Here is a 24,424-nt window from a genome sequence, read left to right on the forward strand (position 1 = left end):
ACAGATGAGGGTTCGGGGGAATACCGTCCCCCGACCTTGCTGTCTTACGCCCTGATGAGCGGACACCCTCCCTCGCCGAGCGGCCGGAAGGCCTGCTCGGCGGGCACCGTCGCCGCCAGGTTATAGACATCCCCCGGATAACGGCTCTCGCCCGGCTTTTTCACCTGCAGCAGGAAGCTGGGATGGATCTTCCGCCCATCCTCGCGCAGCGAGCCGACCCCATAGGCATCGTCGTCGGTCGGCAGCCGCTTCATCATCGCGACGGTCTCCCGGCCGCTCGCCTTGGCCCGCGCCACGCCCAGCTCCCTCACCGCCTTCAGGTAATGCAGGATGCCGCTGTAGTTGCCGGCATGGACGTAGTTCGGGAAGATCCCGGCCGGCAGCTTGGTCTGGACCCGCTTGGTGAAGCCGCGGGTGCGCTCGTTCAGGTCCCACCAGAAGGTCTCGGCGATGAACATCCCCTGCATGGTCGGCAGGCCGGAGGCGACGACGGCGGTGATGGAGCCGATGATGGCGGCCAGCTTCATGGTCCGGGTCAGGCCGAATTCCTGCGCCTGCTTCACGCAGTTGATCAGGTCGTCCCCCGCCATGGCGAGGCCCAGCACCTTGGCGCGGGAGGCCTGGGCCTGCAGCAGGAAGGCCGAGAAATCCGTGGTCTGCGGAAAGGGGTAGCGGGAGGCGCCGAGCATCTTCCCCCCGGCGGCCTCCACGAAGCGCGTGGTGTCGCGCTCGATCGCATGGCCGAAGGCGTAGTCGGCGGTGATGAAGTACCAGCTGTCGCCGCCCGCCCTGGTCAGCGCGGTGCCGGAGGTATTCGACAGGCACCAGGTATCGTAGCTCCAGTGCACGGTATTCGGCGTGCAGGCGCGGCCCGTCAGGTCCGAGGTGCCGGCCGAAGCATTCATGTGGACCTTGTCGCGTTCGACGCAGACCGGGTTGATGCCGAGGGCGATGGCGCTGTTGCCGACATCCGTCACCACGTCGACGCCGCGCTGGTCGAACCAGCTCCGGACGGTATTGATCCCGACATCCGGCTTGTTCTGGTGGTCGGCGGTGACGATCTCGACCTTGATGGCCGGGTTGGATGCGGTGAATTCCTCCACCGCCTGGCGGACGCAGGCGACGGAGGTCGGGCCGGTCACGTCCCGGTAGGGTCCGGCCAGGTCGGTCAGGATGCCGATGCGGATCGGCTCGGCCGATTGGGCATGCAGGGCGGGCAGCGGCAGGACGGAGGCGGCGGCGGCGCTGAGCGCGGCACGGCGGGACAAAGGCATGGACGATGGCTCCCTCGGTGGCATCCTTGGTTGGATGCCTTGCCGCCGAGCCTCGCATCGGCCGCCGCCCAAGGAAGACTTTCGAGATCTGCTGACCGTTTCGCCAGTAAATCCCTCGAAAGCCTATGATTCGGGCAGAAGCGTAACTTATAGCCAATAATGCCCCTTTCCTGGCGTGGCGCGGCACCGCGTGCGATGGCAAATCGCAAGGCTCCATGGGGGAGCTCATCGCATGAACCTGACCATTGGCCGTCGCGGCCTGCTCGGTGGCCTGGCCGCCGCCGGGGTGCTGCCCTACGACCTCGCCCTGGCCCAGGGCACCCCGACGACGACGCTGCGGGTCGGCATGACCGCCTCCGCGGTGCCGCTCGCCAATGGCGTGCCCGACCAGGGCGGCGAGGGCCATCGCTTCATGGGCATCACGCTCTACGATCAGCTGGTGCAATGGGACCTGACGAAATTCGACGGTCCCTCCGTGCAGCGGTCCGGCTTGGCGACGGAATGGAAGGTCGACCCCGCCGACAAGCGCCGCTGGATCATCACCCTGCGCGAGGGGGTGAAGTTCCATGACGGCAAGACCATGGATGCCGACGACGTCGTCTTCTCCTACGACCGCGCCTTCAAGAGCGACGCGCCGCACTACGACCTGCGCGCCGCCGCCCAGGCCCGCATCCGCATGCCGACCATCGCCGCCTGGCGGGCCGAGGGCAAGAATACCTTCATCCTCGAGACCACCCGGCCGGACAGCCTGGTGCCCTTCGGCCTGACCTGGGTCGGCATCACCCACAAGGGCGCCTGGGAAGCCGCCGGCCGCGACTGGGACAAGTACATGGACAAGGCGGTCGGCACCGGCCCCTGGAAGATGGAAAGCTTCAGCATCCGCGAGCGCTGCGTGATGACCCGCAATGCCGACCACTGGGACAAATCGCGCATCCCGAAATGCGGCCGGCTGGTGCTGCTGCCGCTGCCGGAGGCGAATACCCGCGTCGCCGCGCTGCGCTCCAACCAGGTGGACTTCATCGAGGCGCCGCCGCCGGATGCCATCCCCAGCCTGAAGCAGGCCGGCTTCCAGATCGTCTCCAACCAGTATCCGCACAACTGGACCTGGCATTTCAACATGGCGGAGGGCTCGCCCTGGCGCGATGCGCGGCTGCGCCAGGCGGCCAACCTCGCCATCGACCGCAAGGGCATTAAGGAATTGCTGGGCGGCATGATGGTGGAGGGCGCCGGGCTGGTGCCGCCGGGCCATCCCTGGCACGGCACGCCGAAGGACCCGGTGCGGACCGACCTCGCGGCCGCGCGCAAGCTGATGGCCGAGGCCGGCTTCTCCGCCCGCAACCCGCTGCGCACCAAGGTGGCCATCTCCACCAGCGGCTCCGGCCAGATGCAGCCGCTGACGATGAACGAGGCGGTGCAGCAGAACCTGAAGGAGATCGGCATCGAGGTCACCTTCGAGGTGCTGGAATGGAACGCCCTGCTCGGCATCTGGCGGGAAGGCGCCAAGGCCCCCTCCAACCGCGGCGTCTCCGCCATCAACATCTCCTACGGCGCCTTCGATCCCTTCACCTTCGCCATCCGCTTCCTGAAGACCGAGATGGTGCCGCCGGCGGCGAATAACTGGGGCTACTTCAGCGATCCCGGCTACGACGCGCTGATGAACGACATCTACGACACCTTCGAGCCGGGGCCGCAGGAGCTGCTGCTGCAGCAGCTCCATGCCAAGGCGGTGGACGACCGGCTGTTCCTGTTCGTCGCGCATGACATGAACCCGCGCGCGATCAGCCCGAAGGTGAAGGGCTTCGTGCAGGCGCAATCCTGGTTCCAGGACCTGACGCCGATCAGCCTCGGCTGAACCGCGGCCGGCTTTGCGCTATGCTGGGGACGGGTGGCGCCATCGCCACCCGTGAACCGCGGAAGCCGTTGAACCATGCCGTTGGGTGCTGAGGACCGCGTCGTCTTTTCGGTCCTCTAGAATGAATCGGCCGAATTCCTGGCCAGCCTGATCGGGAATGTCCTGGCCCATACCGGGCCGGAAAGCCTGCTGGTGCTCAACTGGATCGCGCGATTCACGTCTTTTGCTGATGCCATCTCAGACGATCGCGCTCTAGGGCGCCGACCGCAGCGCCGCGGCGATGGCCGGGGCCGGCACCGCCGCGCCAAAGGCCATGGTCACCGCCACGCTGCTGACGACCCCCGCGATGGTCCAGCCGCCATCCTGCTTCTGCACCAGCAGCGGCGCGCCGCTCGCGCCCCGCGTCGCGGCGCAATCATGCAGCAGCATCGCCGCCGGACCCGCGGCGGAAAGCCCGAGCAGCCGGCAGCCGCGATCGGCCAGCAGCACCTCCGGCCGGTCCTGCTGGTAGCCGCCGAGCAGCAGCGGCGTGCGCGGGGCGGGCAGCGGCTCGGCCAGCGGCAGCACCCGCTCCGGCGTGCCGAGCGCCGTATCCAGCGTCAGCACCGCCCAATCCGCGCTGCCCGGCGACCGCGTGGCCGGATCGTAGCCGGCGCCGATCCGCAGGGCGACGGCCCGGCCATGGCCGAGATGCGTCCCGCGGTCATAGCCCAGCATGAAATGCACCGTCCCCGGCTGCACCAGCACCCCGGTGCGCTGTGCCACGAGGCAATGCGCCGCGGTCAGCACCAGCCGCGGCCCGATCAGCGCCCCGGTGCAGCGCCCGCCGGTTTCCAGCTGCACCCGGCCGAGCGAGCGCCAGGGCGCCGCCGCGCGATCGACCGGCTGGCGAGGATCGGCGCTGCCCAGCCCGGGCAGCACCGAACGCGGGATGGGCTGCGCCGCCGCCAGCCCCGGCAGCAGCAGCAGGGCGGCGAGCAGCCTCAGCGGGCAGCCGGGGCCTGGGTAGCCGGGACCTGGGTAGCCGGGACCTGGGTAGCCGGGACCTGGGCCGCCGGGGCGCGGGCGCCGGCGCCGAGGACATGCAGCATCACCTGCGTCTCCCCGGCCTTCTCGAAGCGGAGCGTCAGCGGCACCTCGCCGCCCAGGCGCAGCGCCTCGGTCAGCCCGATGAGCATGACATGCAGCCCGCCGGGCTGCAGCGTGACGGTCTCGCCCGGCGGCAGCGGGATGCCGGCGGCGACCGGGCGCATCCGCATCACCTCGCCGTCGCGGATATGGCTATGCAGCTCGACCGTTCGCGCCGCCGGGGAGCTGGCCGAGACCAGGCGGTCCGCCTGGCTGCCGGCGTTGCGGATGGTCAGGAAGCCGGCGCCGGTGCCATTGGCGCCGGCCGCACGGGACCAGGGCTGGGTGATCGAGAGATCGCCGAGCTGGGCGTCATGCGCCCAGGCCAGGGTGGGAAGCGTCAGGGCGAGCAGCCCGAGCAGGCTGCGGCGGAACGGCGGGGTCATGGCGGTCATCCTCAACGGGCGGCCTGGCGCTGGGGCCAGATCGGCGGGGGTTCGGGAAGCCGGGCCTCGATGCGGCCGGCGAGACGGGCGAGGCGGATCGCCTCCTGGGCGCCCACCTCCGGGTCCCCGGTCTCGCAGGCGGCCTCGGCCAGGGTGGTGGCCTGGGTGATGGCGGCGGTCTCGGCGGCGGTCGCCTGGGGGGCGAGGCCCTGCAGCAGCGCCAGCGCCGGATCCAGCGCCGCCCGGCAGACCAGGGTGAGCTGGCTGTTCAGGTATTCGGTGTCGCAGGCCCGGGCCAGCGGCGGGGCGAGGACCAGGGCGGCGGCGAGCAGGGCGACGCGCATCTCAATTCGCTCCACTGGTGGCACCGTCCCGGGCCCGCGCCGGCAGCAGCCGGAGCGAGGGGGCGGGCATGCGATAGTCGGTGACGCGGCGGCCGGCCGCCGGAATCTCGGCCCAGGCGGCGGTGGCGCCCCCGGTGCAGCGCTGGGTCGCCGGCAGGTAGAGCGTCTCGCCCGGCCTGTCGCCGACATGCAGCATGAGGATGAACTCCTCGTACTGCTCGTCGGGCAGGGGGCCGCCGGACCAGGCGATCTCGGCAACCGCCTCGGTGATCATCCCGCCATGGCCATTGGGCACCGGCACCTCCAGCGGGCGGCGGGTGATGCTGAGGGTCCAGCCCGGCTTGGCCATCGGCCGGGCGCCGAGGATGCCGTCCGGCAGCCGGATCGTCAGGCTTTCGGTGGCGGCGCCGACGCAGCCATGCGGCACGCGGAAGGCGGCCCGGACATAGGCGCCGGCGGCGGCCTGGGGCGGGTCCAGGGTGACATGGGCGAAGGCGGGAAGGGACAGCAGGCAGCCGCCCAGCAGGGCGGCGAATGACAGCGGGCGCATGGATGGTCTCCGGCGACATCGAAAGACGCGCGGCCGGGACCGGCCGCGCGGGATGCGTCAGGAGAAGGCGGGTGGTGCCCTGGCGCCGCCCGGCGGGCCGCGGATGCCGGGGGGCAGGGTGGTGGCCTGGACCAGCGCCGCCGGGGGCAGGGCGATCCAGGACGGCATCGGCAGCGCCGGAACATCCAGCGCGGCACCCTGCGGCAAGGCGTGACAGGCCTGACAGGCGCCGATGTGGTGCGGCGCGGCCGGGGTGCCATCCGGGGCGGCATGGATGGTGCGCAGCCCCTCGGCGGTGCAGATCTCGACCGCCAGCCCGCCGCGCCCGGCCGCCAGGCAGAGCGCAGGCGCCAGCACGGCCTGCAGCAGCAGGACCGCAGCGAGGAGGCGCAGCAGGGGGGCCGGCAGCCGGTGGATCACCCGGCGACCCTAGTCAGGCCGGCGGCGGGGGGCAAGCTGAGGTCGTATTCCACCTCCGGCACGTAGAAGGCCTGTTCCTTGCCGAGCAGGGAGGAATAGAGGGTGAAGCTCTCGACCGGCATCGGTGGTGCCCGGAACAGGTTATGCGCCTGGACAAAGCTGATCAGCTTGTCCGGCGCCGCACGGTCGGTGCGGGCCAGCGTCACATGCGGGGCGAAACGCTTGCGCTCCGGCTCGAGCCCGACGCGCTGCAGCGCGGTCTCGACCTTGGATTGCAGGAAGGCCAGCGGATCGGTCCTCTCGACCCCGACCCAGAGGGCGCTGATCCGCCCAGCCTTCTCGAAGGTACCGAGGCCGCGCAGCGAAAGCTCGAAGGGCCGGGCGCGGATATGGGCCAGGGCATCGTCCACGTCCTGGGCCTGCCAGGATTCCACCTCCCCGATGAAGCGGAGCGTCAGGTGGTAGTTCTCCGGCGGCACCCAGCGGGCGCCGGGAATGCCGCCCGCCAGCAGGGCGAGCTGGGCCTTGATGGCGGCGGGGAGGGCGAGGGCGACGAAGAGGCGGATCATGGCAGGATCTCCTCGGGAGGCGAAGGCTCAGGCGGCAGGCACGCGGTCCAGCAGGGCCTCGACCATCGGCAGGATGCGGTCGATGATGATGGCAACGCCGGCGGGATTGGGATGGATGCCGTCGGGCTGGTTCAGCGCCGGATCGCCCGCCACCCCCTCGAGAAAGAAGGGATAGAGCAGGACCCCGGGCCTTTCCCGCGCCAGATCCGTGAACATCGCGGCAAATTCGCGGCCGTAGTCGGCGCCGAGGTTGGGCGGCGCCAGCATGCCGGCCAGCAGCACCGGGATCTTCGCCGCCGCCAGCTTGTCCAGGATCCCGGCCAGGCTGGCGCGGGAGGCGGCGGGCGGCAGGCCGCGCAGCCCGTCGTTGCCGCCGAGCTCCACCAGCGCCGCCTGCGGCTGCTCGGCCAAGGCCCAGTCCAGCCGGGCGAGGCCGCCGGCGGTGGTATCGCCGGAGACCCCGGCATCGAGGATGCGGACGGCACGGCCCTTGGCCGCGAGCGCGGCCTGCAGGCGTGGGACGAAGCCCTGGCCCTGCGGCAGGCCATAGCCGGCGGTGAGGCTATCGCCCAGCGCCAGCAGCCGCACCGGTTCCTGCGCCCTGCCAGGACGCAACACTCCGAAACCCGAAAGCCCTATGCCAATGGCGGCCCGGCGCCCATATGGCCTGGCATCCCGGAACCCGCACGGACCCATGGACACCATCGCAAGCCACTCCCGATCCCTGACGTCCCGACAAATCGACGAATCGCTCATCACCGCAAGGGGTCTGGCCTTCAAGGTGGCGGGGGCGGCGGGCGAGGTCAACATCCTCCGCGGCGTGGACCTGGAGGTCCGTCGCGGCGAGGCGGTGGGGCTGGTCGGGCCCTCCGGCTCCGGCAAGACCTCCCTCCTGATGCTGCTGGCGGGGCTGGAGCGGGCGACGGCCGGCAGCCTCAGCGTGGCCGGGCAGGACCTCGGGCGGATGGACGAGGATGCGCTGGCGCGCTTCCGGCGGGAGCATGTCGGCATCGTCTTCCAGGCCTTCCACCTGATCCCCACCATGACGGCGCTGGAGAATGTCGCGGTGCCGCTGGAATTCGCCGGCCGGCGGGATGCCTTCGACCGGGCGCGGGAGGCCCTGGCCGCGGTCGGGCTCGGCCACCGCATCGGGCATTATCCGGGGCAGCTTTCGGGCGGCGAGCAGCAGCGGGTGGCGCTGGCCCGGGCGACCGTCGCCGAGCCGCCGCTGCTGCTGGCGGATGAGCCGACCGGCAACCTGGACCGCGAGACCGGGCGGCAGGTGATGGACCTGCTGTTCGGGCTGCGCGAGCGGCTGGGGACGACCCTGCTGCTGATCACCCATGACCAGGCCCTGGCCGAGCGCTGCGGCCGGGTGGTGCGGATGGAGGATGGGCTGGTGGTGCCGGCCTGAACGGGGGGCCTGAACGGGCCAGCGGCTGGCGCGTTCGCGACCCATGGATCGAAGGAGAGCCGAGATGCGGATGGCCGTGGTGTTGATCGCCTGCCTGTCGCTGGCGGGATGCGGGTTGGTGGCGTTGCCCTTCCGGGTGACCGGGGATGTGCTGTCCGTGGTGCCGGTGGTGGGCAAGCCGCTCGGGGCGCCGATCCATGCGGTGGGCGATGTGATCGACTAAATGTCGCTCAATCTTGCTAAATTCGGCTCAATTCGCTAAAATTCGGCTCAATTTCGTAAAATTGTGGAAGGCCCGGTGATTGATTTCATTGGGTTTTCGGCGGGAAATTTTAGAATTCGACCGTTTGAAGCGCCTGGCAACGGACGGGCGGCGATAGGCCTATAGTCCTACAACTTCCGCGGCATCAAGGCAAGCGTCGCTTGGTGACCCTGTTGCCCAAAATTTGCGCATATTCCGAGCGGATCACCCAAAATAAGTGCTGATCGCAAGTCGTTTCCTGATATTGCCTTAATACAAGTCATTTTGTGCGATGCACCATCCTCAGGGCGCGCGCTAGGCTCGGTCATGCTGCCGCAGCGCAGGCCGCAGCACTGACAGGAGGCAAGATGTCGCAGCCGATCGACCGGCCCGCTTCGCCCGGACCCTCTCGCCGCGCCTGGCTCAAGGCCGCCCTCGGCACCGCGGGGGCCGCAGCCGGCTCCGGTGCCCTCGGCGGCTTCCCGACCATCTGGGCGCAGAATATCCGCGACATCACCATCCAGCATGCCGGGCCGCCGGTGACGGCGATCGGCCTGATCGCGGAGCAGGCGACCAAGGATCTCGGCTTCACCGTGCGCATGCAGGCGAGCGAGAATGCCGACCTGCTGAACCGCTTCCTGTCGCAGTCGAGCGCGATCGACGTCGCCGACATCAGCCTGCCCTTCCTGAAGTACCTGGTCGGCCGCAACGTGCTGCAGGCCATGCCGCGCGGCAAGCTGACGAACTACGACAAGTCGATTCCGCTCTTCACCAAAGGCAAGTATGCCGATGGCCGGGTCGCCTCGCCGCAGGGCATCGCGCCCTTCGGCGTGCTCTACGCGACGGATGCCGAGGCGAAGGCCTTCGCCCCGGGCGAGACCGACTGGCTGACCGGCATCCCGGCGGTGACCAATGCGGATACGCTCGGCATCCGCCCGGACCTGACCGGGCGGCCGGTGACGAGCTGGGCCGATCTGCTCGACCCCGCCTTCAAGGGCCGCGCGGCGCTGCAGGACCAGCCGACGATCGGCACCATCGATGTCGCCATGGCGGTGGAGGCGCGCGGCGGCCTGACCTATGGCAACAAGGGCAACATGACCCGGGCCGAGATCGACCGGACCATGGCCATCATGATGGAGGTCAAGCGCAGCGGCCAGTTCCGCTCCTTCTGGACCACCTTCGACCAGTCGGTGAACCTGATGGCCTCGGGCGAGGTGGTGATCCAGTCGATGTGGTCGCCGGCGGTCTCGGCGGTGCGGACGCGCGGCATCGCCTGCACCTTCCAGCCGCTGAAGGAAGGCTATCGCGGCTGGGGCTATGTGCTCGGCATGATGAAGCACCTGACCGGGCTGAAGCGCGACTGCGCCATCGAATATGCCAATTGGTACGGCTCGGGCTTCCAGGGCGCGGTGATCGCGCGGCAGGGCTACTACTCGGCGCAGCCGGAGAACGTGCGGAAGTTCCTGACGCCGGCCGAGTGGGACTACTGGTACGACGGCAAGCCCGCCACGGCGGCGCTGCCGGATCCCTTCGGCAAGCCGGCGATCAAGCCCGGCGAGCTCCGCGACGGCGGCAGCTTCGAAGCTCGCATGGGCAATATTGCGGTGTGGAATTCGGTGATGGACGAGGATCGCTACCTCACGCGGAAATGGAACGAATTCATCACCTCGTGACCGCAGGAGACCGCAGATGCAACCCGGCACCGTCATGGCCGCGGCCTGAGGCATGAGCATCACGCAGCAATCCACGGCGACGGTGGCGGCGCGGCCGGGCCGGGCGCGGCGGCGCTTCCGGCTCTCGCCGCGGCTGGTGTCCTGGCTGCAGGTCGGCCCGCTCGCCATCATCCTGACGGCCTTCTTCGCGCTGCCGACGCTGATCTTCCTGGTCGTCAGCTTCTACGACTACGACCGGACCGGCATCTACCCGGCCTTCATGCTGGACAACTACCAGGAATTGCTGACGACGCCGGCGACCTTGCGGGTCTATGCCTCCTCGCTGAAATTCGCCTTCATCGTCTGGGGCATCACGCTCTTCCTCGGCTTCAACATCGCCTATTTCCTGGTCTTCCATGTCCGCAGCTCCCTGGTGCGGACGGTGCTGTTCCTGCTGTGCGCGATTCCCTTCTGGACCTCGGGCATCATCCGCACCATCGCCTGGATCCCCTTCCTCGGCCGCAACGGCGCCTTCAACCAGATGCTGCTGGACCTGCACCTGATCGACCGGCCGCTGGAATTCCTGCTCTTCTCGCCCTTCGCGGTCTGCGTCACCTATGTCCATCTCTTCACGCTGCTGATGATCGGGCCGATCGCCAATTCCTTGTCGAAGATCGACCCGGCCCTGCTGGAGGCGGCGCGGGATGCCGGGGCCAGCCGCTGGCGGACCATGGTGGATGTGGTGATCCCGCTGTCGAAGACCGGCATCGCGCTCGGCTCGATCCTCGTCTTCACCCAGGTCATGGGCGACTTCTTCGTGGTGAAGGCGATGAGCGGCGGGCAGAGCGCCTCCATCGTCTCGGCGCTGGCGACCGAGATCCAGGCGATGCAGTACCCGCCGGCCGCGGCCAGCGCGATGATCCTGGTGCTGTTCGTCGCCATCATGGTCGCCGGGATGATGCGGGTGGTCGATGTGAGGAAGGAGCTGGTCCGATGAGCCGGGCACGCGACCCGCGGGAGCGGCGGCCCTGGACCTTCTATGCGCTGGCGACGCTGACCGGCGCCTTCCTGCTGTTCCTCTACGGGCCGATGCTGGTCATCTACCTGCTGTCCTTCCAGGGGCCGGATGGCGGCGTGACCTTCCCCATGGTCGGCACCTCCACCGTCTGGTTCGAGGACATCCTGAAGCCGGGGCAGATGGCCAATATCCCGGTCGCCTTCGGCCGTTCCGTGCTGCTGGCGGTCATCGTCAGCACCATCACCGTCGTGGTTTCCGTCGCGGCGGGGATGGGCTTCCGGCGGCGCTTCCCCGGCTCGGGCGTGCTGTTCTACCTGGCGGTCGCCAGCTTGGTGATGCCGAGCCTGCTGGTCGGCTTCGGCATCGGGCTCGGCTTCCAGCTGTTCGGCTGGAAGGCGGATCTCTTCACCTCCGCATTGGCGGCGCAGCTTACCTGGACCCTGCCCTTCGGGCTGTTCGCCATGTTCGCGGTCTTCAACCGCTTCAACCGCGCCTATGAGGAAGCGGCGACCGATCTCGGCGCCAGCGCCTGGCAGCGGCTGCGCTGGGTGACCCTGCCGATCCTGATGCCGGGGATCCTCGGCGTGGCGATGGGCGCCTTCACCCTGAGCTACGACGAATATGCCCGGACCACCCTGGTCGCGGGCAACCGCAATACCCTGCCGCTCGAGATCTATGCGCTGATCTCGTCCTCGACCTCGCCGACGTTGTTCGCCATCGGCACGCTGACCACCGGCGTGTCCTTCCTGGTGATCGGCGCGACCCTGGCGCTGGTGATCCGCATGCAGCGGCGGCGTGCCGCCATCGCCCGGCCGGGCTGAGGAGCGACCAGATGCCCCAGGACAGCAGCCCGCCGCGGCGGGAGCGGCGCTTCGACGTGGAGCTGGTCGCGGTGACCAAGCGCTACGGCGGCTTCCTCGCGGTGGACAATGTCTCGCTGCGGATCCCGCCCGCCAGCTATTGCTGCCTGCTGGGGCCGAGCGGCTGCGGCAAGACCAGCACCCTCCGGATGATCGCGGGGCATGAGGTGATCTCGGCCGGCGACGTACTGATCCACGACGTCAACGTGACGGACCGGCCGCCGGTCGAGCGCGGCACGGCGATGATGTTCCAGAGCTATGCGCTGTTCCCGCATCTCAGCTGCCTCGACAACGTCGCCTTCAGTCTGAAGGCGCGCGGCATCCCCAAGGCGCAGCGCCATGCCAAGGCGATGGAGTACCTCTCCCTGGTGCAGATGCAGGGCTTCGCGGAACGGCTGCCCTCCCAGCTCTCGGGCGGGCAGCAGCAGCGGGTGGCGCTGGCGCGATCGCTGATCACCGAGCCGCGGGTGCTGCTGCTGGACGAGCCGCTCTCGGCGCTCGATCCCTTCCTGCGTACCCGGGTGCGGGAGGAGCTGAAGCGGCTGCAGCGGGAGCTGGGCATCACCTTCATCCACGTGACCCATAGCCAGGACGAGGCCATGGCGCTGGCCGATCTGATGGTGGTGATGGAGGACGGGCATATCCGCCAGGCCGGGCCGCCGCGCGAGGTCTTCGAGCGGCCGGTGAGCGCCTTCGTCGCCCGCTTCATCGGCGGCCACAACATCCTGCGCGGGCCGCAGGGAGCGATCGCGGTGCGGGCGGACCGCTGCCGGCTGGGCGCGCCAGGGGATGCATCGGGGGATGGGCCGCACCGGCTGGGCCGGGTTGCGGCGGTGGAGTACCAGGGGACCAGCGTGCGGGTCGCGCTTTCGGTGGGGGAGGGCGAGGATGCCTCCGTGCTGGTGCCGGACGATGTCTTCTACCGTGGGCCGGTGAGCCCCGGCGATGCGGCGACGCTGGTCTGGGCGGAGCACGACGCCCATGCGCTGGAGATCGCCTGAGGCGCGCTAGTCCTCGGTCTCCAGCCGGTCGATATCGGCATCCGAGAGGCCGAAGTGGTGGCCGATCTCATGGATCAGCACGTTGCGGACGAGGCGGAACAGCTCCTCGCCGCTTTCCACCCATTCGAGCAGGATCGGCTCCCGGAAGAGCAGGATGGTGTCGGGCTCCAACGGCACGTCCAGCACGCTTTTCTGCGTCAGCGGGGTGCCGCGATAGAGGCCGGTCAGCTCCCAAGGATTCTCGATCCCCATCGCCTCCAGCGTCTCGTCATCGGGGACGTCCTCGACCACGATGGCGGTGCCGCGGACCATGTCGCGCAGCACGGCGGGGATTGCGGCGAAGGCCTGCTCGGCCATCTCCAGGATATCGTCGATGCTGGGCGGGGTGGTGTGGCGCATGCGGCGCAACGGAGGCTGCCCGGCGGGCGGCGTCAAGCCTGGATCGGGGGAGGGCAGGGGATGGTCGAGACACTGGATGCGGCCGCGCGGGCGGCGCTGGCCACGGAATTGCCGGGGTGGTCCCTGGTGGAAGGACGGGATGCCATCCGGCGGCGCTTCCAATTCGCCGATTTCTCGGCGGCCTGGGGCTTCATGGCGCGGGTGGCGCTGCTGGCGGAGGCGCAGGACCATCATCCGGAATGGTCCAATGTTTGGAACCGGGTGGAGATCCTGCTCAGCACGCATGATGCCGGCGGGCTTTCGGCCCGGGACCTGCGGCTGGCGAAGGCGATCGACGCGCTGCTGGGCTAGCTCAAGCCTCGGCGGTGGCCCCGGCGGTGGCCTCGGTGACCAGCTCGGCGAGGCTGGTGGCGGCGAGGTTCTCCAGCACCGCGGCCTCGGCTAGGTCGAAGCGGTTGCGCAGCAGGCCGGGGATGCGGAGGCCGAGCGGGCAGTCCTGGTTGGTGCGGCCATGCACCCGGATCATCTTTTCCCGTTCCGGATGGATGGCACGCCATACATCGGCAAGGCTGATCGCGGTGGCCGGGCGGGTCAGGCTGGCGCCCCCGGGGCCGCGCTGCACGGTGATGAGTCCCGCCCGCGACAGCAGCCCGGCGATGCGCCGGACCACGACGGGATTGGTGCCGATGCTGGCCGCGAGGCGAATGCTGGTGGCATTCCCGGGCGGGTCGCTGGCAACCAGGACGAGGATGTGGAGGCCGACGGAGAAGCGTGTTGCAATCATGATATGGAATATACCCTGCGCGAACATCGCAGGTCGGAGCAGTGCTGACTAGATGTTTACAGCAGGAGGAACAATCTTTCCCGTGAATGGAATCGATACGGTACAACTCCAGGCTGCGGCCCCGGCGGAGATGCTCCTGCCGGCCCTGCGGACGGCGCAGGTCAGTCTGGCGGCAAGCCGCTTCTGCGCGCTCAGCGGCTGGGCGGTGGTCGCGGAGATGCCGCTGCCCAATGGCCGCCGGGCGGATTTCCTGGCACTGCAGCCGGATGGTGGCTTCGTCATCATCGAGGTGAAATCCTGCGCCCGGGACTACCTGGCGGATAGCAAGTGGCCGGACTACCGGGAGTATTGCGACCGGTTGTTCTTCGCCGTCGATCTGGACTTCCCGCAGGCGCTGCTGCCGGAGGATGCCGGGCTGCTGGTGGCCGAGGGCCCCGAGGGGGCGGGGGCGGCGGTGCGGCTGCGGGATGCGCCGGCGCATCCGCTGGCGCCGAGCCGGCGGCGGATGCTGCTGCATCGCTTCGCCACCCTGGCGGCCACGCGGCTGGCGGCGCTGGCCGATCCGGCCGGGCTTGCGGCGCGGCGGGCGGCGCTGCGGGCGGAGTGAGCGGCAAGGCGCCGGCCAGGGACGGGGCTTAACCGAAATTTCAGCCGGGCAGGCGAGGCTTCCCGCGATGCCCCTGTCCCATCCCCTGACGCGCGTGGCGAAGTTCGAGGCCGGGCAATACCGGCCGATGACGTTCCTCGAGCGCGGCGTCGCGATCCCCTTCACCACCCCGCATCTGCTGGGCGGGCGGGTCCGTCCCGGCCTGCGCGGCGGGGCCGAGCTGGTGCTGGGCAATCCGGTGGGGAGGACGGGGTCTATGTCATGCCCTGGTCGGCGCTGCCGGATATCTGCACGCCGACCCTGCATGACCGGGCGCTGTGGCAGCGGATCGGCGGGTTGGGTCTGCTCGCGCCGCGCAGCATCCGGGAGGTGGCGCGGCAGGTGGCGGCCGAGGGTTTCGCCGGCCGTGCCGCGGCCCGGGCGGCGGAGGCCGCGGTCGCCGAGGATCTGCAGGCGCGGACCCGGACCCAGTACCACCTGCTGCTGGAATTGGTCAGGCAGGGCGAAGCGGGGCAGGGCGCCGGGCTGCCGCCGGAGCAGGACAGCATGCGGGGGCTGGAGCAGCGGGCGCGGGCGGTGCTGCTGGCGCTCGACCCCGCCGACCGGGTCTCGCCCATCGCCGCCTTCGAGGCGCTGTCCGAGGTGGCGGAGGCCTTCAGCTTCTGCGGCCTGCCGCGCAATCCCGCCGCCGCGCTGATGCCCCGGCTGATCGCCGAGATCGGCGCGGTGATGCAGGAGCTCTCGGCCTGGGCGGGGAACGCGCCGGGGCCGGAGCAGAGCTGCGTCCGGCTGATCGGGCAGAGCGCCGAGCTGACCCTGCGCTGCTGCCGGCTGGCGCTGGTCGATGCGCATGCCGCGCTGGCCAGGCTGCCGGAGCTGCTGCGGAACTGGCGGCAAACCCAGGGGGGGCATCAGGCTCCGCGCAACCCGGGACGGGATCAGGGCGTCGCCCAGCTCACGGCCCGGCCGGAATGGCTGCTGGATGGCTGGGGGCTGATCTGCGGGCTGTGGCGCACCGCGGATCCGGCCCGGCGCGACCTGGCGCTGTTCGACATGGCGGCCATGGTGCCGGTGATCCCCGGCGAGGTCGGCGACTGGCTCGGCTTCGACCCGAGCGGCGACATGGAGGCGATGCAGGGCGGGCTGACCCGCTGGCGCCGCATGGTGCAGCCGAACCAGGATTGGATGACCGGGCGGATCCTCGACCTGATCCTGCGCAATGAGGGAATGAGGGCGGCCAGCGCATGACCCAGCCACGTCCAGCGCCGCCGGGATCCAATCCGCTGCGGGAGGTCCGCAGCCTCGGCCAGGCGACGGCCGGGGCGGATGACGCGTCGGTGGCGCGGATCGTCGGCTTCCTCGACGGGCTGGTGGAACGGGGGGAGCTGGACCGCATCCTGGACCCGGTGCGGCCGCGGCTGCGCGGGCTCGGCACGCCGCGGCGGCTGCGCTTCGCCCGGCTGCTTTTCCTGCCGCTGGATGGGGCCATCGTCTCCGCCGCGGATTGGAGCCGGGGCGAGGCGACGGTGCCGCGCAGCGCCTTGCGCTGCCTGGCGGATGTGGTGCAGCGGGCCCTGGGGCCGCGCGGCGCGGCCCTGGCGGAGGAAGCGGCGCAGCATACCACCCATGCGACGGCGCTGATCGGCCGCCTCGGCGAGTGGCTCTGGCCGGAGGCAGCCCGGCTGCTGCCGGAGCGGCCGCCGCCGGGCTGGGCCGAGAGCGGCCTTGCGGTGCGGGACTACGCCGCCATCGCCGGGCTGTGCCAGCCGCTCTGGGCGGCCGGGCCCGTGATCTGGGCGGCCATGGTGGCGGCGGCGCAGGGGCCGCCGGAGCGGCTGGCCCAGGCGGCGCTGGAGGCGGTGCTGCCGGCCGGGCCGGATGCGCTGGCGATCGCCCTGGCGACGCTGCTGCGCGGTGCCTCGGCGCCGGGCCGGCTGATCCAGACCGCGGCCTCGCTGCATCCGCAGGCCCGCCGGCTGGCGCAGCAGGCGCTGGATGCGGTGATGGACAGCCCCTTGCCGCCCTTCGCCGCGCTGCGGCCGCAGCAGACGGCGGAGGCGGCGCTGGCCCTGGCGGACCGGCTGGAGGATCTGGCGAATTGCGCGCTGCTGACGGGCGACCGGCAGAAGCGCCTGGCGGCCTGCCGGCACCGGGCCGAGGTGGCCTTCCGGGCCAGCTACATGGCGACGGTGCAGCAGCACCTGCTGCAACCGGCCGAAAGGCTGGGCGCCGCCGGGCAGGTGCAGGATGCCGAGGTTTCGGCGATGGAGACGGCGGCCCGGCAGCTGCGGGCGCTGGAGGGGGCGGGGCGGCGGCTGGGCGGGGCGGCGCATTACGACGTGGCGACCCAGGGCATGGCCACGCGGATCGCGGCCCTGCTGCCGGCGGCCGGGCAGGACCCGGGCGGGCTGCGGCGGATCGACCTCGCCCGCTGCATCGAGATCATCGCCGGGCCGGAGGCGGCCGCGGCGGCGATAGGCTAGGGCGGAGCCGCTACTCGACCGGCACGCCCTGCCTGTCGCCGCTGCCGGCGCGGTAGCGGTGGGTGGAGGCGCCGAAGGCGACCAGGGTGCCGGCCTCGTCGAAGACCTCCGTGCGGGCGAAGAAGACGTTGCGGCCGGCGGTCACCACCCGGCCCTCGGCCGCGAGGCGGAGGCCGATGCGGGCCTGGCCGGTGAAGCGGCAATCGAGGTCGAGCGTGACCGCGCGGCGGACCCGGCCGGGGAAGGGGCAGAACAGCCCGGCGAAGGCGGCCGCCTGGTCGATCATCGAGAGCAGCACGCCGCCATGCACGATGCCGGAGCGGTTGGCGTGGTGCTCCACCGTGTCGCAGACCAGCCTGGCATAGCCATCCTCCCAGGCGGCGACGGTGACGCCGAGGTGACGGTGGTAGGGGCTGTCGGACTGGGGAAATTCGGGAAGTTCCATCCGGGATGGGTGCCGGGCCGCGGGAGGCGCGTCAAGCCGCCTCAGATCTGGATGTCCTGCAGCGCGGCCTCGAGTTCCTGGAAGGACGGCATGGAATGGCTGGGGGCGGATTTGCGCCCGGCCTCGACCGCGACCTGGGGCGCGTTGCCATGCAGGTGGGAAACGATGACGGCGCGGATGACCTCGTAGAATTTGCAGTCCTCGTCGACCACGCCCTTCAGCCGGGCGGCCATGGGGCCCATCATGCCATAGGCCAGCAGGATGCCGAGGAAGGTGCCGACCAGCGCGCCGCCGATCATGCCGCCGAGGACGGAGGGCGGCTGGTCGATGCTGGCCATGGTCTTGATGACGCCGAGCACGGCCGCGACGATGCCGAGCGCGGGCAGCGCATCGGCGATGGCCTGGAGGGCATGCGAGGCGTGCATTTCCTCCACCGCGACCTTCTTCAGCTCCTTCGACATGATGTCTTCGATCTGGTGCGGGTCGTCGGCGTTCATGCCGACCATGCGGAGGTAGTCGCAGATCATGACGGTCGCCACCTTGTCCTTGGCGATCTTGGGGAATTTCTGGAAGGCGGGGCTTTCCTCCGGCTTCTCGATATGCGGCTCCAGCGCCATGGCACCCTTCGACTGGGCGAGGCGGACGAAGAAGTACAGCAGGGTCAGCAGCTCGACGTAGTCGTGCTTGTGGAAGCGGCAGCCCTTGATGATCTTCCCGAAACCGCCGAGCACATGCTTGATGTCGTGCACGCTGTTCGACATGACGAAGGCGCCGATGGCGGCGCCGCCGATGGTGATCATCTCATGCGGCAGGGAATGCAGGATGATGTCGAACTTGCCGCCCGCCAGGATATAGCCCCCGAAGACGCAGGCCAGCAGGAAGACGAGGCCGCCGATCGTCGTCATGGCGCGGCGCTCTCGGGCAGGGCGCGCAGCAGGGTGATGGCGACGCGGCGGTTGGCCGGGTTGGTGGGCTCGGCCGGGATCAGCAGGGTGCGGTCGGCATGGCCGGTGACGCTGCTGAGCCGGGCCTCGGCGATGCCGCCATCGACCATGATGCGGCGGACGGCATTGGCGCGGTCGGCCGAGAGCTCCCAGTTGCTGCGGTCCTGGCCGCGGAAGGGCGTCGCATCGGTATGGCCGGCGATGGCCAGGGCATTGGGCAGCCGGCTGGCGATGCCGATGACCTTCTGCAGCAGGGCACGGGCGCGGTCGTTGGGCGCGACGCCGCCGACCGGGAACATCGGCCGGCGGTCGGCATCGAGGATCTGGATGCGCAGGCCCTCGGGCACCTGTTCCACGACCAGCTGGCGGGCCAGTTCCGCCAGGGCGGGGTCGTCGCGGACGGCGGCGCGGATATCCTCGGCGGCGCGTTCGAAGGCCTGGCGCTCGCGGCGGGCGAGCTCGGCGCGGAGGGTGGCGTCGGGGATGGATTCCGGATTGGCGCCGGCCTGGCCGGCCTCGGCGGCGGCCTCGGTGCCGGGGACCGGCGCGGGGGCGGGGGGACGGCGGCTGGGGTCGGTATCGGCCTGGCCATCGGGCGGTGCCTCGCCTTCCTCGTCGAGGTCGAGCCGGACGGGGGCGGGGCCACGCTCCACCCGGATGGCGCCATCGTCGGAGACGGCGGCGCCATCCGAATTGGGGGTGCGGCCGCCGAAGGGCTGGCCGCTGCCGGAGGCGGCGCGGGCCAGGACATTGCTGGGGGAGAAGTAGTCGGCCAGGCCGCGGCGCTGTTCCTCGGAGGTGGCGTTGAGCAGCCACATCAGCAGGAAGAAGGCCATCATGGCGGTGACGAAATCCGCATAGGCGACCTTCCAGGCGCCGCCATGGTGCCCGGCTTCCCCACCTTCCTCCTTCTTGATGACGATGGTGACGCCCGCGTTCTTGCCCTTGCCTGCCATGCCCACCCGCTCCGAGGCGGGCATTGTGCGTGGGAGGGCTTAAAGCGGGACTAAGCGGCGGCGGCATCGGGGATGCCTGGATGGCAGGCAGGCTGCCCGGCGCCTGGGCAGGCGGGACGGCCGGAAGGGTAGCCGGGGGGCCTGGGGCACCGGCGCCGGGCTGGCACGGGCCTTGCCAACCTGCGGCCCGCCGATCCACCGCCGCCCGGGAAAACGACACGATGCCTGCCTTCGACCCAATGACAGAAGCCGCGACAAGCGGTCCCCGGACGCCTGGCCGCCGGCTGCTGGCGGCCTGCGGCCTGCTGACGCTGCTCGCCGGCACCGCCCTCGCCCCCGGCCAGGCGCTCGCCCAGGGGACGATCCGCATCGGCATGACCGCGGCCGATATCCCGCTGACTCATGGCCAGCCGGACCAGGGCTTCGAGGGCAACCGCTTCACCGGCATCCCGCTGTATGATGCGCTGACCGCCTGGGACCTGTCGGCGGCCGACAAGCCCTCCACCGTCATCCCCGGCCTCGCCACCGAATGGGCGGTGGATGAGGCCGACAAGACCCGCTGGGTTTTCAGGTTGCGGCCCGGTGTTGTCTTCCACGACGGCAGCCCCTTCAACGCCGATGCCGTGGTCTGGAACGTCCGCAAGGTGCTGGACCGCGAGGCGCCGCACTATGACCCGCGCCAAGTCGGGCTGACTGCGACCCGCATGCCGGCGCTGCGCCGGGCGGAGAAGATCGACGACCTGACCGTGGCGCTGATCACCAGCGAGCCGGACAGCCTGCTGCCGATCAACCTGACCAACCTCTTCATGGCGAGCCCCGCGCAGTGGGAGAAGCACCGCGCCGCCAGCCCCAATGCCGAGACCGCCTGGAACAGCTTCGCCCGCGAGCCCGCCGGCACCGGGCCCTTCAAGCTGACCCGCTTCGTCGCCCGTGAGAGGGTGGAGATGGTGCGGAACGACGCCTACTGGGGCACCAAGGCCAAGGCCGACCGCATCGTGCTGCTGCCGATCCCGGAGGCCAATGCCCGCACCGCGGCGCTGCTTTCGGGCCAGGTGGATTGGATCGAGGCGCCGGCGCCGGATACCGTGCCGCAGCTGCGCAGCCGGCAGATGGTCATCACCCAGAACCTGCAGCCGCATGTCTGGCCCTGGCAGCCCTGCTTCACCGCCGGCAACCCGATGGCCGACGTCCGGGTGCGGAAGGCGCTGAACCTGGCGATCGACCGCGAGGGGCTGAAGCAGCTGCTCGGCGGCTTCATGGTGGCGCCCGTCGGCACCGTGGCGCCGGGGCATCCCTGGTGGGGCAACCCGAGCTTCCAGATCCGCACCGACAAGGCCGAGGCGCGGCGCCTGCTGGCCGAGGCCGGCTATACCGCGCAGCGGCCGCTCAACCTGAAGATCCAGATCAGCGCCAGCGGTTCCGGCCAGATGCAGCCGCTGCCGATGAACGAGTTCCTGCAGCAGGACCTGAAGCAGGTCGGCGTCAACATCGAGTTCGACGTGGTGGACTGGAACACGCTCTTCACCAACTGGCGCCAGGGCTGCCAGGCGGCCTCGGCGCGCGGCGCGCATGCGACCAATGTCTCCTTCGCCGCCATGGATCCCTTCTTCGCCATGGTCCGCTTCTGGGACAGCCGGATGGCGCCGCCGGTCTCGAACAACTGGGGCCATTTCAGCGACCCGCGCTTCGACGCGATGATCCGCGAGGCGCGCAACACCTTCGACCCGGCGGCGCGCGACGCGGCGCTGGCCAAGCTGCATGCCGCCGGGGTGGATGAGGCGCTGTTCATCTGGATCGCGCATGACGTCTCGCCTCGGGCGATGACCTCGCGCATCCGCGGCTATGTCCAGCCGCAGAGCTGGTTCGTCGACCTGCGGCTGCCCTACGTCCAGTAATCAAACCGGGATGATCGCATGATCCTCTATCTGCTGCGGCGCATCGTCTATGCGATCCCCATTGCGCTCGCGGTGGGTTTCGTCTGCTTCATGCTGGTGCAGATCGCGCCGGGCGACCCGATCAATGCCATCGTCCCGCCGGATGCGCCGGCCGACGTGGTCGAGCAGGTGCGGAAGGACTATGGCCTCGACAAGCCGCTGCCGGTGCAATTCGCGCTCTGGCTCTCGAAGGTGGTGGTGGGCGACCTCGGGCGTTCGCTGGCGACGGGGCGGCCGGTGTGGTCGGACCTGCAGACCGCCATCGCCAATACGCTGACGCTGGCCTTCACCGCCTCCTCGCTCGGCTTCATCATGGGCTGCGTGCTGGGGGGGCTGGCGGGGACCTTCCGCGGCACCTTCATCGACCGGGCCGCGGTGGGGCTGGCGGTCGCCGGCGTCTCGGTGCCGCACTACTGGCTCGGCATGGTCATGGTGGTGATCTTCTCGGTGCAGCTCAATTGGCTGCCGGCGATGGGGGCGGGGCCGGGCGGGTCCTCCGACTGGGCCTGGAACTGGGACCACATGAAGCATCTGGTGCTGCCGGCGGTGACCCTGTCGGTCATCCCGATGGGCATCGTGACCCGCACCGTGCGCGGCATCGTCGCCGAGATCATGAACCAGGAATTCATCACCGCGCTGCGCGGCAAGGGGCTGACGCGCTCGGGCGTCTTCTATCACGTCGTGAAGAATGCGGCGCCGAATGCGCTGGCGGTGATGGGGCTGCAGCTCGGCTACCTCATGGGCGGGTCCATCCTGGTGGAGACGGTCTTCTCCTGGCCGGGGACGGGGCTGCTGCTGAACAGCGCCATCTTCCAGCGGGACCTGCCGGTGCTGCAGGGGACCATCCTGGTGCTGGCGATGTTCTTCGTCGCGCTGAACCTGCTGGTCGACTTGATCCAGACCGCCCTCGACCCCCGGATCAAGCGCGCATGACCGCGCGACATCAAGCGCGCCTGAGGAGGGCCCGAGCATGAGCACGGCGACAACCCCGACGGCCGCGGAAGCCGAACTCGCGGTCCAGTCCCGCCAGGCCGAGACCAAGTCGCTCGGCTACTGGGCCGGCGTCTTCAAGCGGGTGCGGCGGGACCCGGTCACCATCATCTGTGGCGCGCTGCTGCTGGTGATGCTGCTGGCGATCGTCTTCGCGCCGCTGATCGCCCCGCACGACCCCTATCAGGGCAGCATGATCCGGCGCCTGCGCGGCATCGGTACACCGAACTACCCGCTGGGGACGGACGAGCTGGGGCGGGATATCGTCACGCGCCTGCTGTACGGCGGGCGGCTGTCCTGGTTCATGGGCATCGTCCCGGTGATCTTCGCCTTCGTCATCGGCACGACGCTCGGCGTCACCGCCGGCTTCATGGGCGGCAAGGTCAACATGGCGATCATGCGGACCACCGACATCTTCTACGCCTTCCCCTCGGTGCTACTGGCGGTCGCCATCTCCGGCGCGCTGGGCGCGGGCATCTTCAATGCCATCCTGGCGCTGACCCTGGTCTTCATCCCGCAGATCATCCGGGTGGCGGAAAGCGTGACGCAGGGGGTGCGCAACCTCGACTTCGTCGATGCGGCGCGGGCCTCGGGCGCCTCGGGCTTCACCATCGTACGCGTCCATGTGCTGGGCAACGTGTTGGGGCCGATCTTCGTTTATGCGACAGGGCTGATCTCGGTCTGCATGATCCTCTCCTCCGGCCTCAGCTTCCTCGGCCTCGGCACCAAGCCGCCGGAGCCGGAATGGGGACTGATGCTGAATACCTTGCGGACGGCGATCTATGTGCAGCCCTGGGTCGCGGTGCTGCCGGGAGCCTGCATCTTCGTCACCTCCATCTGCTTCAACCTCCTCAGCGACGGGCTGCGGCAGGCGATGGACGTGAAGGGCTGATCCAGCCGCTTCGGGCGGGCGGGGTAGGGCCGGATGCCGCAGGGCGTCCGGCCCGTTTCAATTGGATGCCTTGGTTAGTCATCCGGTTGTCTAATGGTCTGTGCCTGGGCAGCCTGGGGCCATGGATGCTCAGGACCTCGATGGCGCCGATCGCGCCTCCCGCGATGCTTCGCTCACCCTCGGGCTGACCCTGCCGACGGATACGGTGCTGTACCTGCTGCTGCCGCTGCATGCGGCGGCCTTCGGGGTCAGCTTCGCCGAGGCGGGGCTGCTGCTGGCGGCCAACCGGCTGGTGCGGATCATCGGCTATGGCTGGGTCGCCCGCAGCTACGAGCGGAGCGGGCCGCGCAATGCCTGCGTGGTCGCCGTGCTGGGGGCGGCGGCTTCCTCGCTCGGCTATGCGCTGCTGCCGGGGATCTGGTGGCTGCTGGCGGCGCGGCTGGTCTGGGGCCTGTCCTTCGCGGTGATGAACATCGCAACCCAGGCACTGGCGACGGCGCTGCCGGAGGGCGCGGCGCGGCGCAGCGGGCGGTCCCGCGCCATCATCGCCGTGGGGCCGATGGTCGGGCTGATCGGCGGCGCGCTGATCGCCGAGGTGTGGGGGCCGCATCTGGTCTTCCTGCTGCTGGCCGGGGTGGCGCTGCTGGGCCTGCCCTTCGCCCTGCGGCTGCCGGCCGGGCAGGGCGACCCGGTGCGCGGGGCGCCACGCTTCGGCCTGCCGGCGCGGATCGATGTCTGGTCCTTCGTCCAGGGCATGGCGCTGGACGGGGTCTTCGTCCTCGGGCTGGCGGTGCTGGCCTCGGCGGCGCTGGGCGGCGCGGTGGGCGGGGTCGCGGTGCAGGGGGTGGCGCTGGCGGCGGGCGGGGCCCTGGCCTTGCGCTATGCCTCGGAGATCGCGCTCGGGCCGGCAGGGGGGATGCTGGCGGAGCGGTATGGCGCGCTCAGGATGCTGGTGCTGCTATCCTGCGCCTCGGCGGCGGGGCTGGCGCTGATCGGCGTGGGCGGTGCGGCGCTCTGGGCCGGGGCGCTGGCGGTGGTGCTGCTGCGGGGTCTGCTGCAGCCGCTGCCGGCGCCGGTGGTGGCGGCGCTGCATCCGGGGCCGGGGCGGGTACCGGCGCTGGCCCGGCTGGCGACCTGGCGGGACCTGGGCGCCGGGGCGGGGCCGCTGGTGGCCGGGGTGCTGCTGCCGCTGGTCCCGGCCGCGCTGGTCTATGGGGTGACGGCGGCGGCCCTGCTGGCCGCCGCCCTGGCGTTGCGCGTCAGGCCGGGCTAGCCGGCCCG

Annotated in this window: 28 protein-coding genes; 15 read left to right on the forward strand and 13 right to left on the reverse strand. The window is 70.5% G+C overall.

Annotation, left to right across the window (positions count from 1 at the left end):
* Positions 1-44: 44 nt before the first annotated feature.
* Entirely contained in the window at positions 45-1,274 is a 1,230-nt protein-coding gene (locus AC0IW9_RS18540) for an ABC transporter substrate-binding protein (protein ID WP_471649767.1), read from the reverse strand.
* A 232-nt stretch (positions 1,275-1,506) separates the two neighbouring features.
* Between AC0IW9_RS18540 and AC0IW9_RS18545 the strand changes: the two genes are divergently transcribed.
* Complete coding sequence (locus AC0IW9_RS18545; RefSeq protein ID WP_471649768.1) at positions 1,507-3,126, forward strand: ABC transporter substrate-binding protein; 1,620 nt, start codon at positions 1,507-1,509, stop codon at positions 3,124-3,126.
* Between the two features lie 252 nt (positions 3,127-3,378).
* On the opposite strand, the gene AC0IW9_RS18550 is transcribed toward AC0IW9_RS18545, so the two are convergent.
* From AC0IW9_RS18550 to AC0IW9_RS18580, 7 genes are all read right to left on the reverse strand, one after another.
* A complete protein-coding gene (locus AC0IW9_RS18550) occupies positions 3,379-4,047 on the reverse strand; it encodes a trypsin-like serine peptidase (RefSeq protein ID WP_471649769.1) in 669 nt (222 codons plus the stop codon).
* A gap of 62 nt (positions 4,048-4,109) precedes the next feature.
* Positions 4,110-4,640 (reverse strand): copper chaperone PCu(A)C, encoded by a 531-nt coding sequence (locus tag AC0IW9_RS18555; RefSeq protein ID WP_471649770.1) that lies wholly within the window; start codon positions 4,638-4,640, stop codon positions 4,110-4,112.
* 11 nt (positions 4,641-4,651) lie between these two features.
* Complete coding sequence (locus AC0IW9_RS18560; protein WP_471649771.1) at positions 4,652-4,984, reverse strand: hypothetical protein; 333 nt, start codon at positions 4,982-4,984, stop codon at positions 4,652-4,654.
* A 1-nt stretch (position 4,985) separates the two neighbouring features.
* The gene (locus AC0IW9_RS18565) at positions 4,986-5,534 is read right to left on the reverse strand and encodes a YcnI family protein (protein ID WP_471649772.1); all 549 of its coding nucleotides are present in this window, start codon (positions 5,532-5,534) and stop codon (positions 4,986-4,988) included.
* A 57-nt stretch (positions 5,535-5,591) separates the two neighbouring features.
* Positions 5,592-5,954 carry a DUF2946 family protein gene (locus AC0IW9_RS18570; RefSeq protein WP_471649773.1) on the reverse strand — a complete coding sequence of 121 codons (363 nt, stop codon included), beginning with the start codon at positions 5,952-5,954 and terminating at the stop codon, positions 5,592-5,594.
* Positions 5,951-6,523 carry an RNA 2',3'-cyclic phosphodiesterase gene (thpR, locus tag AC0IW9_RS18575; protein ID WP_471649774.1) on the reverse strand — a complete coding sequence of 191 codons (573 nt, stop codon included), beginning with the start codon at positions 6,521-6,523 and terminating at the stop codon, positions 5,951-5,953. The genes AC0IW9_RS18570 and thpR overlap by 4 nt, the downstream gene beginning before the upstream one ends.
* Before the next feature lie 27 nt (positions 6,524-6,550).
* A complete protein-coding gene (locus AC0IW9_RS18580) occupies positions 6,551-7,141 on the reverse strand; it encodes an arylesterase (RefSeq protein WP_471649775.1) in 591 nt (196 codons plus the stop codon).
* A 76-nt stretch (positions 7,142-7,217) separates the two neighbouring features.
* On the opposite strand from AC0IW9_RS18580, the gene AC0IW9_RS18585 reads away from it, so the two are divergent.
* The 6 genes from AC0IW9_RS18585 to AC0IW9_RS18610 all read left to right on the forward strand — a co-directional run bounded on the left by AC0IW9_RS18585 (position 7,218) and on the right by AC0IW9_RS18610 (position 12,709).
* Positions 7,218-7,937 (forward strand): ABC transporter ATP-binding protein, encoded by a 720-nt coding sequence (locus AC0IW9_RS18585; RefSeq protein ID WP_471649776.1) that lies wholly within the window; start codon positions 7,218-7,220, stop codon positions 7,935-7,937.
* A 64-nt stretch (positions 7,938-8,001) separates the two neighbouring features.
* Positions 8,002-8,160 carry a DUF6726 family protein gene (locus AC0IW9_RS18590; RefSeq protein ID WP_471649777.1) on the forward strand — a complete coding sequence of 53 codons (159 nt, stop codon included), beginning with the start codon at positions 8,002-8,004 and terminating at the stop codon, positions 8,158-8,160.
* 386 nt (positions 8,161-8,546) lie between these two features.
* Positions 8,547-9,851, forward strand: coding sequence for an ABC transporter substrate-binding protein (locus tag AC0IW9_RS18595; RefSeq protein WP_471649778.1), 1,305 nt, complete (start codon positions 8,547-8,549; stop codon positions 9,849-9,851).
* Between the two features lie 52 nt (positions 9,852-9,903).
* Complete coding sequence (locus AC0IW9_RS18600; RefSeq protein WP_471649779.1) at positions 9,904-10,827, forward strand: ABC transporter permease; 924 nt, start codon at positions 9,904-9,906, stop codon at positions 10,825-10,827.
* Positions 10,824-11,669 carry an ABC transporter permease gene (locus AC0IW9_RS18605; protein ID WP_471649780.1) on the forward strand — a complete coding sequence of 282 codons (846 nt, stop codon included), beginning with the start codon at positions 10,824-10,826 and terminating at the stop codon, positions 11,667-11,669. The genes AC0IW9_RS18600 and AC0IW9_RS18605 overlap by 4 nt, the downstream gene beginning before the upstream one ends.
* An 11-nt stretch (positions 11,670-11,680) precedes the next feature.
* Positions 11,681-12,709: an ABC transporter ATP-binding protein gene (locus AC0IW9_RS18610; protein WP_471649781.1), complete on the forward strand. Its 1,029-nt coding sequence runs from the start codon at positions 11,681-11,683 to the stop codon at positions 12,707-12,709.
* 6 nt (positions 12,710-12,715) lie between these two features.
* Here AC0IW9_RS18610 and AC0IW9_RS18615 read toward each other — a convergent pair whose 3' ends face one another.
* Positions 12,716-13,108, reverse strand: coding sequence for a metallopeptidase family protein (locus AC0IW9_RS18615; protein WP_471649782.1), 393 nt, complete (start codon positions 13,106-13,108; stop codon positions 12,716-12,718).
* Positions 13,109-13,168: 60 nt separating this feature from the next.
* Between AC0IW9_RS18615 and AC0IW9_RS18620 the strand changes: the two genes are divergently transcribed.
* On the forward strand, positions 13,169-13,459 hold the full coding sequence (locus AC0IW9_RS18620; RefSeq protein WP_471649783.1) for a 4a-hydroxytetrahydrobiopterin dehydratase: 291 nt from the start codon (positions 13,169-13,171) through the stop codon (positions 13,457-13,459).
* Between the two features lies 1 nt (position 13,460).
* Here the strand turns inward: AC0IW9_RS18620 and AC0IW9_RS18625 are convergent, their stop codons facing one another.
* Positions 13,461-13,892: an Rrf2 family transcriptional regulator gene (locus tag AC0IW9_RS18625; RefSeq protein ID WP_471649784.1), complete on the reverse strand. Its 432-nt coding sequence runs from the start codon at positions 13,890-13,892 to the stop codon at positions 13,461-13,463.
* 82 nt (positions 13,893-13,974) lie between these two features.
* Here AC0IW9_RS18625 and AC0IW9_RS18630 point away from each other — a divergent pair, with 82 nt between their 5' ends.
* The 3 genes from AC0IW9_RS18630 to AC0IW9_RS18640 all read left to right on the forward strand — a co-directional run bounded on the left by AC0IW9_RS18630 (position 13,975) and on the right by AC0IW9_RS18640 (position 16,982).
* A complete protein-coding gene (locus AC0IW9_RS18630) occupies positions 13,975-14,499 on the forward strand; it encodes an MmcB family DNA repair protein (protein ID WP_471649785.1) in 525 nt (174 codons plus the stop codon).
* A 261-nt stretch (positions 14,500-14,760) separates the two neighbouring features.
* Positions 14,761-15,747, forward strand: coding sequence for a hypothetical protein (locus AC0IW9_RS18635; protein ID WP_471649786.1), 987 nt, complete (start codon positions 14,761-14,763; stop codon positions 15,745-15,747).
* Positions 15,744-16,982: a hypothetical protein gene (locus tag AC0IW9_RS18640; RefSeq protein ID WP_471649787.1), complete on the forward strand. Its 1,239-nt coding sequence runs from the start codon at positions 15,744-15,746 to the stop codon at positions 16,980-16,982. Before AC0IW9_RS18635 ends, AC0IW9_RS18640 begins: the two co-directional genes overlap by 4 nt.
* A gap of 10 nt (positions 16,983-16,992) precedes the next feature.
* Here the strand turns inward: AC0IW9_RS18640 and AC0IW9_RS18645 are convergent, their stop codons facing one another.
* Genes AC0IW9_RS18645 through AC0IW9_RS18655 form a run of 3 tightly spaced genes read right to left on the reverse strand, consistent with a single transcriptional unit; the run spans position 16,993 to position 19,327 of the window.
* Positions 16,993-17,427: a PaaI family thioesterase gene (locus tag AC0IW9_RS18645; RefSeq protein ID WP_471649788.1), complete on the reverse strand. Its 435-nt coding sequence runs from the start codon at positions 17,425-17,427 to the stop codon at positions 16,993-16,995.
* A gap of 41 nt (positions 17,428-17,468) precedes the next feature.
* Positions 17,469-18,332, reverse strand: a complete 864-nt coding sequence (gene motA / locus AC0IW9_RS18650) for a flagellar motor stator protein MotA (protein WP_471649789.1) — start codon at positions 18,330-18,332, stop codon at positions 17,469-17,471.
* Complete coding sequence (locus tag AC0IW9_RS18655; protein WP_471649790.1) at positions 18,329-19,327, reverse strand: flagellar motor protein MotB; 999 nt, start codon at positions 19,325-19,327, stop codon at positions 18,329-18,331. Before AC0IW9_RS18655 ends, motA begins: the two co-directional genes overlap by 4 nt.
* A 221-nt stretch (positions 19,328-19,548) precedes the next feature.
* On the opposite strand from AC0IW9_RS18655, the gene AC0IW9_RS18660 reads away from it, so the two are divergent.
* The 4 genes from AC0IW9_RS18660 to AC0IW9_RS18675 all read left to right on the forward strand — a co-directional run bounded on the left by AC0IW9_RS18660 (position 19,549) and on the right by AC0IW9_RS18675 (position 24,416).
* On the forward strand, positions 19,549-21,222 hold the full coding sequence (locus AC0IW9_RS18660) for an ABC transporter substrate-binding protein (RefSeq protein WP_471649791.1): 1,674 nt from the start codon (positions 19,549-19,551) through the stop codon (positions 21,220-21,222).
* An 18-nt stretch (positions 21,223-21,240) separates the two neighbouring features.
* On the forward strand, positions 21,241-22,194 hold the full coding sequence (locus tag AC0IW9_RS18665; RefSeq protein WP_471649792.1) for an ABC transporter permease: 954 nt from the start codon (positions 21,241-21,243) through the stop codon (positions 22,192-22,194).
* A 37-nt stretch (positions 22,195-22,231) separates the two neighbouring features.
* The gene (locus tag AC0IW9_RS18670) at positions 22,232-23,143 is read left to right on the forward strand and encodes an ABC transporter permease (RefSeq protein WP_471649793.1); all 912 of its coding nucleotides are present in this window, start codon (positions 22,232-22,234) and stop codon (positions 23,141-23,143) included.
* Between the two features lie 121 nt (positions 23,144-23,264).
* Positions 23,265-24,416 carry an MFS transporter gene (locus AC0IW9_RS18675; RefSeq protein ID WP_471649794.1) on the forward strand — a complete coding sequence of 384 codons (1,152 nt, stop codon included), beginning with the start codon at positions 23,265-23,267 and terminating at the stop codon, positions 24,414-24,416.
* Positions 24,417-24,424: the final 8 nt, after the last annotated feature.

This window comes from Belnapia sp. AC561 (genome assembly GCF_979252845.1).